18 protein-coding genes are annotated in these 15084 nt (G+C 40.4%); 17 read left to right on the plus strand and 1 reads right to left on the minus strand.

The features are described from left to right. The 17 genes from FF105_RS01825 (at window position 1) to FF105_RS01905 (ending at window position 14092) form a co-directional block, all read left to right on the plus strand. Window positions 1-639, plus strand: coding sequence for a nicotinate-nucleotide adenylyltransferase (locus FF105_RS01825; protein ID WP_139968279.1), 639 nt, complete (start codon window positions 1-3; stop codon window positions 637-639). Then, a complete protein-coding gene (gene yqeK / locus FF105_RS01830; RefSeq protein ID WP_010279894.1) occupies window positions 632-1216 on the plus strand; it encodes a bis(5'-nucleosyl)-tetraphosphatase (symmetrical) YqeK in 585 nt (194 codons plus the stop codon). Before FF105_RS01825 ends, yqeK begins: the two co-directional genes overlap by 8 nt. Before the next feature lie 3 nt (window positions 1217-1219). Then, window positions 1220-1591: a ribosome silencing factor gene (gene rsfS / locus FF105_RS01835; protein ID WP_004911956.1), complete on the plus strand. Its 372-nt coding sequence runs from the start codon at window positions 1220-1222 to the stop codon at window positions 1589-1591. Window positions 1592-1639: 48 nt separating this feature from the next. After that, the gene (locus FF105_RS01840; RefSeq protein WP_010279890.1) at window positions 1640-2395 is read left to right on the plus strand and encodes a class I SAM-dependent DNA methyltransferase; all 756 of its coding nucleotides are present in this window, start codon (window positions 1640-1642) and stop codon (window positions 2393-2395) included. Beyond that, window positions 2392-3564 (plus strand): nucleotidyltransferase, encoded by a 1173-nt coding sequence (locus FF105_RS01845; protein WP_010279887.1) that lies wholly within the window; start codon window positions 2392-2394, stop codon window positions 3562-3564. Before FF105_RS01840 ends, FF105_RS01845 begins: the two co-directional genes overlap by 4 nt. A 1-nt stretch (window position 3565) precedes the next feature. Further along, window positions 3566-4111, plus strand: coding sequence for a DUF177 domain-containing protein (locus tag FF105_RS01850; RefSeq protein WP_010279881.1), 546 nt, complete (start codon window positions 3566-3568; stop codon window positions 4109-4111). Between the two features lie 101 nt (window positions 4112-4212). Then, on the plus strand, window positions 4213-4902 hold the full coding sequence (locus FF105_RS01855) for a response regulator transcription factor (protein ID WP_004911968.1): 690 nt from the start codon (window positions 4213-4215) through the stop codon (window positions 4900-4902). A 16-nt stretch (window positions 4903-4918) separates the two neighbouring features. Continuing rightward, complete coding sequence (locus FF105_RS01860) at window positions 4919-6022, plus strand: sensor histidine kinase (RefSeq protein ID WP_010279875.1); 1104 nt, start codon at window positions 4919-4921, stop codon at window positions 6020-6022. After that, window positions 6003-6275, plus strand: a complete 273-nt coding sequence (locus FF105_RS01865; RefSeq protein WP_010279871.1) for an acylphosphatase — start codon at window positions 6003-6005, stop codon at window positions 6273-6275. The genes FF105_RS01860 and FF105_RS01865 overlap by 20 nt, the downstream gene beginning before the upstream one ends. A gap of 71 nt (window positions 6276-6346) precedes the next feature. After that, the gene (yidC, locus tag FF105_RS01870; RefSeq protein WP_290046251.1) at window positions 6347-7267 is read left to right on the plus strand and encodes a membrane protein insertase YidC; all 921 of its coding nucleotides are present in this window, start codon (window positions 6347-6349) and stop codon (window positions 7265-7267) included. Window positions 7268-7313: 46 nt separating this feature from the next. Next, a complete protein-coding gene (locus FF105_RS01875; protein ID WP_010279865.1) occupies window positions 7314-8090 on the plus strand; it encodes a TrmH family RNA methyltransferase in 777 nt (258 codons plus the stop codon). A gap of 79 nt (window positions 8091-8169) precedes the next feature. Continuing rightward, window positions 8170-8406 (plus strand): preprotein translocase subunit SecG, encoded by a 237-nt coding sequence (gene secG / locus FF105_RS01880; RefSeq protein ID WP_277873067.1) that lies wholly within the window; start codon window positions 8170-8172, stop codon window positions 8404-8406. A 100-nt stretch (window positions 8407-8506) separates the two neighbouring features. Next, window positions 8507-10831 carry a ribonuclease R gene (gene rnr, locus FF105_RS01885; RefSeq protein WP_010279857.1) on the plus strand — a complete coding sequence of 775 codons (2325 nt, stop codon included), beginning with the start codon at window positions 8507-8509 and terminating at the stop codon, window positions 10829-10831. Window positions 10832-10842: 11 nt separating this feature from the next. Further along, window positions 10843-11304, plus strand: a complete 462-nt coding sequence (gene smpB / locus FF105_RS01890) for an SsrA-binding protein SmpB (RefSeq protein ID WP_010279855.1) — start codon at window positions 10843-10845, stop codon at window positions 11302-11304. A gap of 118 nt (window positions 11305-11422) precedes the next feature. Then, a complete protein-coding gene (gene rny, locus FF105_RS01895; protein ID WP_010279851.1) occupies window positions 11423-12979 on the plus strand; it encodes a ribonuclease Y in 1557 nt (518 codons plus the stop codon). Window positions 12980-13126: 147 nt separating this feature from the next. Then, window positions 13127-13528 carry a DUF948 domain-containing protein gene (locus tag FF105_RS01900; protein WP_010279847.1) on the plus strand — a complete coding sequence of 134 codons (402 nt, stop codon included), beginning with the start codon at window positions 13127-13129 and terminating at the stop codon, window positions 13526-13528. Window positions 13529-13531: 3 nt separating this feature from the next. Further along, entirely contained in the window at window positions 13532-14092 is a 561-nt protein-coding gene (locus FF105_RS01905) for a hypothetical protein (protein WP_010279844.1), read from the plus strand. A gap of 18 nt (window positions 14093-14110) precedes the next feature. Here FF105_RS01905 and rnhC read toward each other — a convergent pair whose 3' ends face one another. Continuing rightward, window positions 14111-15016, minus strand: a complete 906-nt coding sequence (gene rnhC / locus FF105_RS01910; RefSeq protein WP_031941038.1) for a ribonuclease HIII — start codon at window positions 15014-15016, stop codon at window positions 14111-14113. Between the last annotated feature and the right edge of the window lie 68 nt (window positions 15017-15084).

The following is a 15084-nucleotide window of genomic DNA, read 5'->3' on the forward strand; positions in this document are numbered from 1 at the left end:
ATGCGAGAAACAGTAACCATTGCGCCACAAGTCCAAACGGAAACAGCGCCTCAGAAAGAAAAAAAACGAATAGGTATTTTTGGTGGGACGTTTAATCCGCCGCATATCGGACAACTCGTTTTAGCTGAAAGTGTTGGGCGACAATTAGGCCTTGAAAAAGTTTATTGGATGCCGAATGCTCAACCCGTTGATGGCACACATGCCAGTGCGATTGCGCCATCATATCGTATGCAAATGGTTCACTTGGCAATTACTGATAATGCTTTTTTTGACATAGAACTTTTGGAAATTCGCAATGGTGGTGAGTCGCATACCTTCAATACGATGCGCGAATTAGTCTCATTGCATCCTGAAAATGAATACTATTTTATTTTGGGAGCAGAAAAAATCAAAACATTAGCAACTTGGGACCATATAGATGAGCTGAGTCAACTGGTTACTTTTGCTGCTGGTGTGCGTGAAGGACAATCTACTTCATCAGATTACCCAGTATTGTGGTTTAACGTGCCGGATATTCGTGTCAGTGCATCAGAAATACGAACTAGAATTAGAATGAATCAAAGTATTAATTATTTAGTACCTGAACGCGTGGCCCTATTTATGCAAGAATATAATTTATATCGAGGATTTTATGACTAAATATTTTGATGGCAGTATTGCTCAACTCGAAGAAAAAGTTGAGGCTCAGTTATCAGATTACCGTTTTCAACATGTACGCCGTGTACGGGATTATGCGGTTCAATTAGCGGAAGCAAATGGTGTTGATCCCGATCAAGCAGAGGTAGCGGCATTAGTTCATGACTATGCTAAAGAACGCTCAGATAGTGACTTTATAGCTGTTATCAAACGCAAAAAAATGGATCCCGATTTATTGAATTGGGGCAATTATATTTGGCACGGTGTCGTTGGTGCTGAAATGATTCATGATGAACTAGGCATTACGGACCCTGATATTTTAACGGCTGTGCGTGAGCATACCACTGGTGCTGGAGCGACGATGAGTAAGCTTTCACAAGTGATTTTCATGGCAGACTATTTGGAAGTGGGTCGTGATTTTGATGGCGTCCAAGTGGCAAGAGATATTACTAAGCAGTCCCTTGAGCAGGGTGTAAAATACCAAATTGTGCATACGTTGGCACGATTGGTGAAAAAAGAAACGCCAATTTATCCCAAATCATTGGAAACTTATAATTACTGGGTTAGGAAAGAAAACTAAAATATGACAACAATTTTAAATGTGAACACAGTTTTGGAAACAGCAGTTGCGGCAGTTGATGCCAAAAAGGCTAATAATATTGTAGCGCTAGATATGCGTGAAGTGAGCTTGATGGCAGATTACTTTGTGATTGCCGATGCTGCCTCTACCAGACAAGTACAAGCCATTGCGACGGAAGTGAAAGATAAAATTGAGGCTGCCGGTGGTGAAGTACGATTTACAGAAGGTTTTCGAGAAGGTCAATGGGTATTGATGGACTTAGGGGACGTTATCGTACACATCTTTGATACTGAAAGTCGTGATTTTTATAACTTGGAACGATTGTGGCATGATGCACCATATGTTGATTTAACAAGTTTATTAGTAGAGGATTAAAAAGGCTGGGACAACTTGTGCCAGTTTTTTTATGTTAAAATTGAGAATATGACTAAGAACATTAACGATAATTACACAACTTTTGCTGCTAAATATGACCGATTATTTGATTCGGACATGTACCAGGATTGGCTATCCTATGTCACCCAATACACCACTCCGACAAATGTACTCGATCTGGGTGGTGGCGCTGGACGGCTAGGTGTTTTGTTAGCAGAACATCAATATCAGGTCACAGTTTTAGATTTGTCACCAGATATGTTATCTTTAGCTCAGACACATGCAAGTCATGCTAACGTTGATTTGACACTTTTACAGGCAGATATGCGTGAATTTAGTGATTGGTCAACGGCATATCCGTTGATTGTTAGCTTTGCAGATGCGTTGAACTATTTACCAAATATTGCTGATTTAGAGGCTGCGTTGATCCAGGTTTTTGATCATTTAACTGATGGTGGCATGTTCCTGTTTGATGTGATTACACCTTATCAAATTAATGTTGGTTATGATAATTACTACTATAATAATGACGACGATCCAGAAAATATTTTAATGTGGACTAGTTTTGCTGGAGATGAAATGAACAGCGTCGATCACGATCTTAAATTTTTTGTTTATGATGAAACGATTGATGGTTTTAAAATTATGCGTGAAATTCATCATGAGCAAACATATAGTTTAGCGACCTATGAACAGTTGTTAGCAAAAGTCGGTTTTCAAAACATTGAAGTTAGTGCAGATTTTGGTCGTGATGACATTCAAGAAGATACAACGCGTTGGTTCTTTAAGGCGGTGAAACCATGAAAGCAGTTGGCTTAGTCACGGAGTACAATCCTTTTCACAACGGTCATATTTACCATATTGAAGCAGCCAAAGCTGCAACAGGTGCTGACGTTGTTGTCGCTGTCATGTCTGGCAATTTTGTTCAACGCGGTGAACCAGCGCTTATTGATAAATGGCATCGAGCGCAATTAGCTTTGTTGCATGGTGTTGATTTGGTCATCGAGTTACCAACCTTTTTTGCAGTACAGCCCAGTCATTTATTTGCTGATGGCGCGATTCAACTGTTAACCGCCTTAAATGTGAAACAAGTTGTGTTTGGGAGCGAACATGCTGATGTTGATTTTTTATCTTTGGCACAACAGGCACCAGACGTTAATCAAAATGATCAATTTAAGCAACATAATCAAACGTTCGCAAGCGTATACGCACAACAACTTTCAGACAAAACTGGTTTTGAGCTAAAAGAGCCCAACGATATTTTGGCGTTGGGATATGCAACAGCTGTTTTAAAGCAACAGTCACCGATTGAACTGATACCGATTCAACGCGTAGCTGCAGGATATCATGAATTACATTTTTCAGAAACACAAGAAATTGCGTCTGCTTCTGCCATTCGTCTGGCCCTCCACAAAGATCGTGCAGAAAAAATAAAAAATGTTGTACCAAATGATGTTTATCAAACTTTGACGTCTGAAGCCTCCACAATCAATTTTGAGGAAAAGTTTTGGCCCCTGTTGAAGTATCGTATTACAACAGATACGGTTGGCCAGCTAGGGCAAGTCTACCAAATGGCGGAAGGATTGGAACATCGTTTGGCCTCAGTTATGTTAACAGAACCAGCACCTACGAATTACCAAAATTTTATTAAAAGAACTAAATCAAAACGTTATACGTTTGCACGAATGCAACGCACATTATTGTACACGTTGCTGAATGTTAAGGTTGACCAAATGCAGGCCGCAATGCAAGACCCATATTTGAGAGTTTTGGGTTTCACACCGAATGGGCAACAGTATTTGAATGAAATCAAAAGAGACGTAACTTTACCATTGATTAGTAAAGTTGACAGTAACTTAGCCAGAGCGCAATTGCGTTTAGACTATAAAGCCGGCAAACTATGGCAACTCCTTGCCAACAATGCGACTGAACAACAAGATGTGACACGCGCACCAATATTTGTGGAGAAATAAAATGAAATTTGCAAAGAACCAATTATTAAAATATCGTCAAAAGCCCATGCTGTTGGCTGAACAGATAAATCTTGAACCTATTGCTAAAGAACGTTTCCCTGAGACCGTTTTAGCGTTGTCGCCTTTAGAAGTTGTGGGGCAAATCAGTTATTTAGGTAACGAAGATATCATTTTAAAAGTGACGGTTAAAGGCACAATTACCGTACCCTCGTCACGTTCTTTGGATGCTGTTGAGCTGCCAATTGATGTGACATTTGAGGAACGATACATTGAAGAAGTGACGCGCTTATCCGAATTTGAAGAAACAGACGCCGTATTTGTCCTTGAAAACGATGTGCTGAATGTGGATGATGCTATTTTAGATAATATTATTGCTAATTTACCGCTACAAATTTTAACGACTGAAGAAGAAAATAGTGATATTTTGCCATCAGGCAACGATTGGCATGTCATCAGTGAAGAAACATATAAAAATGAGAAAATGAGTGATAATAGCGCTAAATTAGACCCTCGTTTAGCAAAATTAGATGATTTTTTCAAAGAATGAGAAAACACTTGCAAAAAATATCAAAATCATCTAAACTAAAGTGAGTAATAGAATATAATATAGACTCGGTTTAAACCGATTTAAAATGTTGAGGACAAAAAATGAGTAAAGTATTGATTGTTGAAGATGAGGAAAACTTGGCAAAGTTTGTTGGTCTTGAACTTAAGCATGAAGGATATGAAGTTGAAACAGTTCATGATGGCCGTTCAGGTTTAGATTTGGCATTAGAAAATGATTATGATGTTATTTTGCTTGATTTGATGTTGCCTGAGTTAAATGGTTTGGAAGTAGCGCGTCGTCTTCGTGAGGCAAAGAAAACGCCAATTATCATGATGACAGCTCGAGATTCAGTGATTGATCGCGTTTCTGGTTTGGATTATGGTGCTGACGATTACTTGGTTAAGCCTTTCGCTATTGAAGAACTTTTGGCTCGAATTCGCTCGCTTTTGCGTCGTATTGCCATTGAGACGGAAGTGAACGATAAGCACCGTTCAATCATTAATTTTAAAGATTTGCGCATCGAAAAGGAAAATCGTATTGCACGTCGAGATGATCAAATTATCAACTTGACAAAACGTGAGTACGATTTGTTATTGACACTCGTTGAAAATATCAACGTTGTACAGTCTCGTGAGCAATTGCTTAAAGAAGTTTGGGGATTCGACTCAGAAGTTGAAACAAACGTTGTTGATGTTTATATCCGATATCTTCGCAATAAGATTGATGACCCAGAAAGCAAAGCGTCATATATCCAAACAGTACGTGGTACCGGTTATGTTATGCGTAGCTGATTTTAGGAACTAAAATATGGATACTGATAGAAACACAACTGAAAAAGCCGCACGTCGCTTCTCACTGCGTTGGCAGTTAGCAATTGGAATGGCGTCTGGCTTTTTTGTTATCTTTATTATTTTTGCACTCATTGTAACGGCATTAGTTCAAAAGTATTATGGCAATCCGCCAGATGCGATGATTATGTGGTTGTGGTCGATTGTTATTCTGGGTGGATTTGCTATTTTCATTTTTGCTTTTTTGTTGACACGATTAATTTTGAGACCAGTCACATCGATAGAAAGTACAATTGAGGCGTTTGAAGATGATCCAATGACAGACGTGCGTGTTAGTGAAGTAGGTGCTAATGATGAATTTTCGGATTTAACACGAATTTTAAATCGTACGATTGATCGATTACAAGGTTTAATTGGCGCGCAACAACAATTTGTGTCGGATGTTTCACATGAGTTGCGGACACCTGTTGCCATTGTTAAAGGACATATGGAACTGCTGAACCGTTGGGGTAAAGATGATCCGGAGGTACTTGATGATTCGATAAAGTCATCTCTGGCTGAAGTACAACGGATGGAGACACTCATCAATGAAATGTTAAATTTGACACGAGCAGAACAAATTCCAATCGAAAATATCAAAGAAATCACTGATGTTGGTGGTACCGTTCATCGCGTGTATGATAATTTCAAATTGATACATCCGGATTTTATTTTTACACTTGACGACGATTTATCTCAGCAAGCTGAAGTTAAAATTCGTCAGGACCATATGGAACAAATTTTGATTATTTTAGCAGATAACGCGGTCAAATATTCGTTAGACCGAAGAGAAATTCATTTTGCCTTGTCTCAAACAGCTAATCGTGTGGAAATTGGGGTGCAAGATTTCGGTGAGGGCCTTTCTGCTAAAGACTCTCAACGTGTGTTTGATCGCTTTTATCGTGTTGATAAGGCTAGATCTCGCGCCAAAGGCGGTAACGGGCTTGGGTTAAGCATAGCCCAACGATTGGTAGAAGCTTATGGTGGTGAAATTGCCTTGGAAAGTGCTGAAGGGTCAGGTTCAATTTTTACAATTCATCTCCCTTTGTACCATGAGGATGAAAATGAAAACGCTGGAAGTTAACGTATTTGGTGTTGTACAAGGTGTTGGGTTTAGATGGTTTGCGCAACAGGCGGCACAAAAAAATAATATCGTTGGTTGGGTGCGTAACCGAAAAGATGGCTCGGTCACAATACAAGCCCAAGGGACAGAAGAAAACATGGCTAATTTTTTAACCACTATCAAAAAGGGACCGGGATTTTATAGTCGCGTTGATGACGTTGAAATTGAATCAATTGCACCATTTGAATCAAATGTTTTTGCTATTCGATACTAATTCTTGGTATAATTATAATTTGTAATTATACGATGATTTTTAAACACGGTTTTCGAGGAGAAACTTTGATTATGAAACAACTAAAGCGCGTTTTAACTATTGCGTTTGTGATTTTAGATATTGTGTTATTGACGGGCGGTTATGATCAAAATAGTCGTATGTATCGTTGGATTGGTCATCCGCTTGCTGAAGTAATGACCAACATTGCTCACTTTATTGGTGGGGTTGACGGCATTGGTTGGGCGATTGTGATTATCACAGCCATTCTACGTTTGATTTTGTTACCGTTTTTCTTGAATCAACAAGTGAATACGACAATTAATCAAATCAAGATGCAGACACTGAAACCTGAAATTGACAAATTACAGGCCATTTCGCGTAAAGCTGGTACACCAGAAGAGCAACAAAAGGCTAGTATGTCAATGATGTCACTCTATCGAGAAAACGATGTCAGTGTCATGGGTGGCATGTCCTTTTTGACAATGGCGATGCAACTGCCAGTCTTTTCAGGCTTGTATTCAGCCATTTTGCATGCACCAGCCCTAAAGGGGGCATCATTTTTCAATTTTGATCTTGGGAAACCACAACTTGTCTTTGCGATTATCGCCGGTATTATTTATTTAGCTCAAGCGTGGTTAATGATGCAACACATGCCACAAGAGCAACGTAAAACATCAGCAGCTATGATGTTTATTAGTCCAATCATGATTTTTGGTTTTGCGATGATTGCAAGTGGCGCGATTGGTCTTTACTTTGTGGTTGGTGGTATTTTTGCTTTGATTCAATCGTTTATTCAGCATTTGCAACGTCCAGGTCTCGAAAAGCGCGTGGCTGGTGAATTTAAGATTAAGAAAACTGCTGATGATCTAATGGCTGAAGCGGCGACTGCACCAACTAATCCATCGATTCTTAATAACGCTCAAGCGTCGAGAAAGCCTTCTCAGAGCAATCAAAGCAAAAAAGGACGCAATGCCGGTAAACAAAAACGCTAGAATTAGAGTAAATTTTGCGTTTCAACAATCATAGAAAGAAAAGTACATGGAAAGAATTATTTCAAATCAAAATTCACGTGTCAAAGCATGGGCAAAATTATCGTCAAAAAAAGGTCGATTAGAAAATCATACTTATTTGCTTGATGGCTGGCACTTAGTCGAAGAAGCGGTTAAGGCGAACGCTAAGTTTCATGCAGTCATGGCAACATCATCACAAATGGCACTACATTTACCAGAAGTACCACATGGTGTACCCGCTTTTGAAATCAGTGAAGAAGTTGCTAAGCATATTGCTGGCACTAATACACCACAAGGGATTTTTGCAGAGATCAGTTTACCTGAAAAGACATTCGATCCCGCATACGTTCATGATGGTGCGTGGTTATTGCTTGACCAAATTCAAGATCCCGGTAACGTTGGAACATTAGTTAGAACAGCTGATGCTGCTGGCTTTAAAGGTGTTGTACTAGGTGAAGGCACTGCAGACGCTTTTGCGCCTAAAGTAGTACGAGCTATGCAAGGCTCTCAATTTCACTTAGAAGTTCTAAATGGTGATCTCAATCAATGGGTTGATGCGTTGACAAATAACGGTTTGCCAGTATATGGTTCTCAGTTGAATGAAGCAGCGCAATCATATCGTGATATTGAGCCAAGCACACAGTTTGGATTGATTTTAGGAAACGAAGGGCAAGGCATGTCAGATGAATTGGCAGCTAAAACAACAGCTAATTTGTATATTCCAATTCAGGGACAAGCAGAAAGCTTAAATGTCGCCATCGCTGGCGGTATTCTCATGTTCAGCTTGTCTCTAGGCAATGAATGAGCGACGGTTTCTCCAATACTAGCGATTTAGGGATAGATTTGCTATAATAGAAATATCGATTTAAGTAGAGGTTATGATTGTGGAAAAGACACTCACCGTTGCTTTGATTGTCGTAGGCTTTATGCTTATCGTCACAGTCATGATGCAACCTAGTAAACAACAGGACGCGTTATCAGCTTTATCTGGTGGTGCTGGCGATTTGTTCGCTGAGCGCAAGTCTCGAGGATTTGAAGCGGTTATGCGCCGTGCAACGTCTGTTCTTGGGGCGCTATGGTTCATTATTGGTTTTGCGCTGATGTACGTCTCAGCTCATTAAAAAACGAATTGGTCAGTTTACGCTTTTTTCGTAGACTGACTTTTTTTGTAGCAAACGTTGCGTTATTAAAAAGAAAATACTTAATTTAAAAGGAAAACACATGCATTTAGAAGAATTAAAAGCACAGCTGAATGGCTTTTTAAAGGCCAATTCATCACAGTCCTTTTCAGCTCAAAATCTAGCTGATGGTCTACGTATGAATGATAGTGCTGGTTATAAACAAGTGGTTAATGCGCTGAACGCGCTTGTCCGAAGTGGCGATGCACTTGATCGTGAACAACAATATCAGTATAACCCGAATGCGGGCTACACGTTTGGTGAGTACCGTGCTAATGACAAAGGTTTTGGCTTTGTCAAGTATGATGATGAATTACCAGACTTTTTTATCAATCCCGAAAACACATTGCAAGCAATGCAAGGTGACCGTGTTCGAGTTGAAACGATTAAACCTTCGCCTTCTCCAGATCGCGGTCCTGAAGGTAAAGTAGTTGAAATATTAGAGCATGCTTACGAGAGAATTGTGGGTACTTTTTCGCTTGGCTCTGATGCCAAGGACATGATTGGGGAACTTACCATTAGCGATAAAAAAGCGATGAGTTTCAAAGTCTTGGTTAATGGGGAAGGCTTGAAGCCAAATGATGGTCAGGTTGTTGTGGCTGAAGTTGTACGTTTTCCCGACCAAATTCACCCCAAAGAGCTCGTAGCAACCGTCACTGAAACGCTTGGTTACAAAGATGAACCAGGAATGGATATTTTGCAGATTGTTTACAGCAAAAAAGTTCCCAATGAGTTTCCTGCTGATGTGCTAGCGGATGCTGGTAAAATACCAACAGATGTACCAGAATCTGAATGGGCTGGTCGTGAGGATATCACCGAGCAAACATTGGTGACCATTGATGGTGCGGATACCAAAGATATTGATGATGCGGTTGTTGCTTGGAAGTTAGACAATGGTAATTACCATTTAGGTGTTCATATTGCTGACGTTTCCCATTACGTGACGGAAGGCTCGAGCATTGATCGCGAAGCATATAATCGTGGTACATCAGTGTATTTGACGGATCGTGTCATTCCAATGTTGCCACGTAATATTTCTAATGGTATTGCTTCACTTAATCCCAATGTTGTTCGTTTGGCCATGTCAGCTGAAATGGAAATTAATCCACAAGGTAAAGTTGTCAAACATCGGTTACATACTTCGGTTATGAAGTCACATGCTCGTATGACTTATGATGCAGTGAATAAAATTCTCGAAGGGGACGTTTTTGTTCAAGAAGAGTATGCAAACTTAGTACCTATGTTCAAAGTGATGGGGGAGTTGCATGATATTTTGTACAATATGCGTAAGCAGCGTGGTGCGATTGAGTTTGACGCACCAGAGGCGCAAATCATTGTTGACGACGAGGGTAAAGCCGTCGATATTAAGCTGCGCGAACGTGGCACAGCTGAGCGTATGATTGAATCCTTTATGTTGGCAGCTAACGAAACTGTTGCTGAGCATTTTGACAAATTAGAAGTACCATTTTTATATCGTATTCATGAAACACCAGACGCAGAACGTGCCAAATCATTTTTTGAATTTTCAAAAGCTTTAGGACATCCAGTGATTGGAGATCCAAATAAAGTGACACCAATTATGCTGCAAAAACTAATGAATGATGTTGCCGGTGACCCTGCTGAACAAATGATTTCGACAATGATGTTGCGTGCGATGAAGCAAGCTAAATATTCACCGGATCCAGTTGGGCACTTTGGTTTGGGCGCTGATTTTTATACACACTTCACTTCACCGATCCGACGCTATCCCGATTTAACTGTGCATCGGTTGATTAAATGGTACACTCAAAACGGTTATGGTGTATCAGCACAAGAAAAGTATGCCAGCCATCTTGGCCAAATCGGTGAAGATACTAGTACTCGTGAGCGTCGCGCCATTGATACAGAACGTGATGTTGATGCACTCAAAAAAGCTGAATATATGCTTGATAAGATAGGACTAGAGTTTGACGGTGTTGTCAATTCAGCTCTGAAATTTGGTCTGTTTATTAGTCTAGAAAATACTGTTGAAGGACTGGTGCATATATCAAATCTGACAGATGATCATTATGAGTACGATGAGTCACACGCAGCACTGATTGGGCGATCCAAACACCATATTTTCCAGATTGGTCAAAAGGTTCGTGTCAAAGTGATTCGAGTTAATAAGGATGAGCGTACAGTTGACTTTATGTTGGTCAATCCGCAAGATGCACCAACCACTACTATCCGCGTTGCTTCTCAATCGCATGGCAAATTTGGAAAAGGACGTAACCGCGATGAACGTCGTAAAAATGAACGTCGCGGCAAGTCAGAAGGTCCAAAAACTAAGCGAGGACCATTGGACAGCAAACAAGGGCACAAACGAGATAGTAAACGTAATTTCTAAGGTGGTTTTGAATGGCAAAGAAAAAACAGAATGAACAATATCTTGCTCAAAATCGAAAAGCTAGGTTTAATTATGCAATTTCAGAAACCTTTGAGGCGGGTATTTCGCTGACGGGGACAGAAATCAAGTCAGTGCGCGCCTCACAAATTACAATTAGTGACGGATTCGTTACCATACATGATGGGAATGCGCTGTTAACGAATGTCAATATTGCTTCTTATGCGCAGGGTAATCAATTTAATGTTGATCCTTTACGTACTCGGCAACTTTTACTTCACAAGCGAGAAATCCTCACGTTAGCAAAAGCTGCACAAGAACAGGGTGTGACAATTGTACCGCTCAAAGTGTATCTGAAACATGGCTTTGCCAAAGTATTGATTGGCATTGGTCGTGGCAAAAAGAAGTACGATAAACGTACTGATATAAAAAAACGTGATCAAGAAAGAGAACTAGCACGGCGATTTAAAAATTAAATTTGATCCGTAACAATAACCGTTTAGCCACTATCCTCACTATTGACCGGAACTCTAATAATCGCTATACTTAATGTATGTGAAAATAGAGTTTCACAAGCTGAAAGGAAATGCTAACATGATAGTTACAATCATTTCAGCGCTCTTCGCAATTGTGATTGGTTATGGCATTGGCTACTATATGCGTAAATCTCAAGATGCACGCCAAGTAGCTTCTACTAAACAAATTGCAGCTAACATTCTTGAACAAGCAAATAAAGAAGCTAAAAGTTTAAAACGTGCAGCTGAAGTTGATGCCAAAGATTTGGCACAGACTTATCGTAACAAGGTCGATGATGCATTCAAAGACCGGCAAACGCAGTTGCAACAACAAGAACAAAGGCTTGAAGACCGTATCAGTAACCTCGATAAAAAAGATGCGGCCCTCAATCAACGTGATGCTTCTCTGATTCAAAAAGAAAATCAGGTCCAGACACGTTTGGACGATGCAGAAAAGAAACACACGGTTGCCCAGAATTTGATGGTATCACAACAGGAAAAGTTGGAAGAAATCGGTCAACTTTCTCCAGACGATGCTAAAGAACAAATTTTAAGTAAAACAAAGACAACGCTCGTTCGCCAGCGTGCTGCCCTAATTAAGGAAGCACAGGACGACGCAACGAGCGAAGCTGAAAAACGAGCACGTAATATCGTCGTGCAAGCGATTCAGCGGTCGGCAGCAGACTCGGTGGCTGATGTTACTGTATCTGTTGTGAACTTACCAAGTGAAGATATGAAAGGTCGAATCATTGGGCGTGAAGGCCGCAATATTCGAACACTTGAGTCTTTGACTGGTATTGATTTGATCATTGATGATACACCTGAGTCGGTTGTCTTGAGTGGCTTTGACCCTGTTCGTCGAGAAATTGCCAAAATGGCCCTTGACGCATTAGTGGCAGACGGTCGAATCAATCCGTCTCGTATTGAAGAGATGGTTGAAAAATCAAGACGCCAAATGGATGAAACCATTCGTGAAAAAGGTGAACAGACTGTATTTGAATTGGGTCTACGCGGTATTCACCCTGATTTGATCAAAATGATTGGACGTATGAATTATCGAACTTCATACGGACAAAATGTGCTCCAACATTCAATCGAGGTCGCAAAACTTGCGGGAATGATGGCAGCAGAGCTTAAAATGGATGTCGCGCTTGCGAAGCGCGCTGGTTTATTACACGATATTGGAAAAGCAGTTGATGCTGAAGTTGAAGGATCACATGTTGAGTTAGGCGTTCGATTGGCTGAAAAGTTTGAAGAAAAGCCGATTGTTATCAATGCAATAGCTTCTCATCATGGTGACGTTGAGTCGATTTCTCCAATTTCAGATTTGGTTGCTGCAGCTGATGGCATTAGTGCAGCTCGACCTGGGGCTCGTAGTGAGTCACTAGAAAATTATGTACAGCGTTTAAAGGATTTGGAAGCTATTGCTAACAATTATCCTGGCGTGCATACTGCTTATGCGATTCAAGCAGGACGAGAAATTCGCGTCATTGTTGAACCTACCAGAGTCAATGATTTGCAGGCCACAGTATTGGCACATGATATTAAATCTACTGTTGAAGAAAAGTTGGACTATCCTGGTCACGTTAAGATTACGATTATTCGTGAAACGCGTGCTGTGGATTATGCCCACTGATATAACAAATTGAAGTGTAAGATCAAGTTTAAAAAAAGTCGTTCATTGAACGATTTTTTTTGTTATAATTAACCTAATTGAAAACGTTTTATTTTTCATAAAAGTTTAACAAAACGTGATTCTAGTAGCATCAACAAGGAGGAGTATATGGAACCTGGACAACTTGCTTTACTGATTTTCGCCGTTGCATTTTTAATTTTGGTGATTTTTATCGGTATTTTCCTAATGCGTTTAACACGCTCTCTAGGTGTTATTACGCTGGACGTCGATACAATTGCAAGATCAAGTAATGAAATACTCGGTAATGCTAACACATTGTTGAACGATGTGAACGGCAAGGTTAAAAAACTTGACCCGACTGTTCAAGCGATGGCTGATCTGTCGGAAACGGTATCACATCTCAATAGTTCGGTGCAAAATGTTACGAACCGATTCTCTAGTGCAAAAGCTACGGCGAGTGCTGGAGCTGGTGGTGTGGCGGCTGTGGTTGCAAAAAAAGCAACGTCAGCTGCAATGAACAAATTCAAATCAAAAAAGACGGAGGTCTAACACATGTCAAAAGCAAAAGGTTTATTTTTTGGAATTTTAGCTGGGGCGGCAGCGGTTGTTGCATTCAAAGCTTTACCTAAAACTAAGCAGGATCAGCTCACTGAAAAAGCACAAGAAACAGGTGTTCTATTGCGTGACAAAGCCTATGATGCTGCTTATGCTGCTGCGGATTTAGCGGGAGACGTCACTGAAAAAGCTAAAGCTAAAGCCACAGAACTAAAGTCACAAAGCCAAGAAAAATATGGTGATCAGTTAGATTCAGCTTCTGGTAAGCTCAAGGAAATTACCGATCAAGCAGCACCGTACGTTGATAAGGCGAAAGACTTTGTATCGCCTTATGTTGCCAAAACACAGGATGCAATTGCCGATTTACGTGACAAGTTTGCCAGTGAGGATATCGAATTAACGCAGGATGATGTTGATCTGGAATCTGCACTAGATGATTTGGCTGATGAGGAAAAATCAGATGAGACAGTTGCAGCAGAGTCTACTGCTGATGTAGAAGAAGTTTCTGCTGAAAAAGCTGTTGACGAATTAACAGATGATAAGCCAAAAGCAAACTAATTTAAAAAGCTGAACACTTTATACAAGATGTTCAGCTTTTTTTGTGTTGGCGAAATGTAATTTGGCAAATTGACTAAGGTCTTTGCCGTTGCGTAGTAGTTGAGCGGCAACTTCGTCAACCGCGTGACCAGCGCCAATAGGCAGTGCCACACCGGCGTCTTTGCTGAGTTGTTTGAGTGTGTTCAGCTCTACGACTCTAGCTAGAATTGAAGCTGCGGCAACGCTTAGGTGGTATTGCTCGCCTTTCGTCGTGAAATAAACATTTTCTGAAATAATACGCGGTTGGTGTGATCTACTAAGATAACGATAGTAGGTATCGCGTTGTGCAAATTGATCGATTAAAATTGCTCGTGGTTTTGCCGGTGCAATTTTGTCAAGCACTTTTGCCAACGCAAAATTGTGCGAAATTGCTTTTAGTTGATTGACATTATTATTTGGTTGCAGTTGATTGTACTTTTCTGGCATCAAATTAACGACATGATGTGGTAGACGTGCAATTATTTCTGGTGCAATGGCTCTCATTTTTTGATCGGTTAACGTTTTTGAATCCGCAATACCTAATTGACGTACCCAGTCAAGATCGTCCTCACTGACAAAAACTGCAGCAGTTGTTAGTGGACCAAAATACGCACCGGCACCAACTTCGTCAGATCCTAATACAGACCAATTTTTAAAATCAATTGGTATACTGTCTGAATTGTGATTTGCTTTACTTGCAGGTGTCAGAGTTTGCCATTTAGCTGCTTCAAGACTATGTCCTTTACCTTGAAACATAACTTTGCCCGATTGGTAGCCAGTAATGTGTGCGGTTGGGGTGCGGGCTGAAAAAATAGCACCATTGGGAATCACATTACCGCTATACTTGGCATAGTATTGCGCCATCTTTTGTAATTGTCCGGAAGTAACTTGAATAACTGTTTGCATATTAGCAAGTATAGCAGTTTTTGAGGGTGAGGTCGATAACATGTGTTGCCGATTAGCCCGTCTAAGCG

The sequence above is a fragment of the Leuconostoc sp. UCMA20149 genome (assembly GCF_030400235.1).
In the GTDB taxonomy this organism is placed as follows: Bacteria; Bacillota; Bacilli; order Lactobacillales; family Lactobacillaceae; genus Leuconostoc; species Leuconostoc pseudomesenteroides.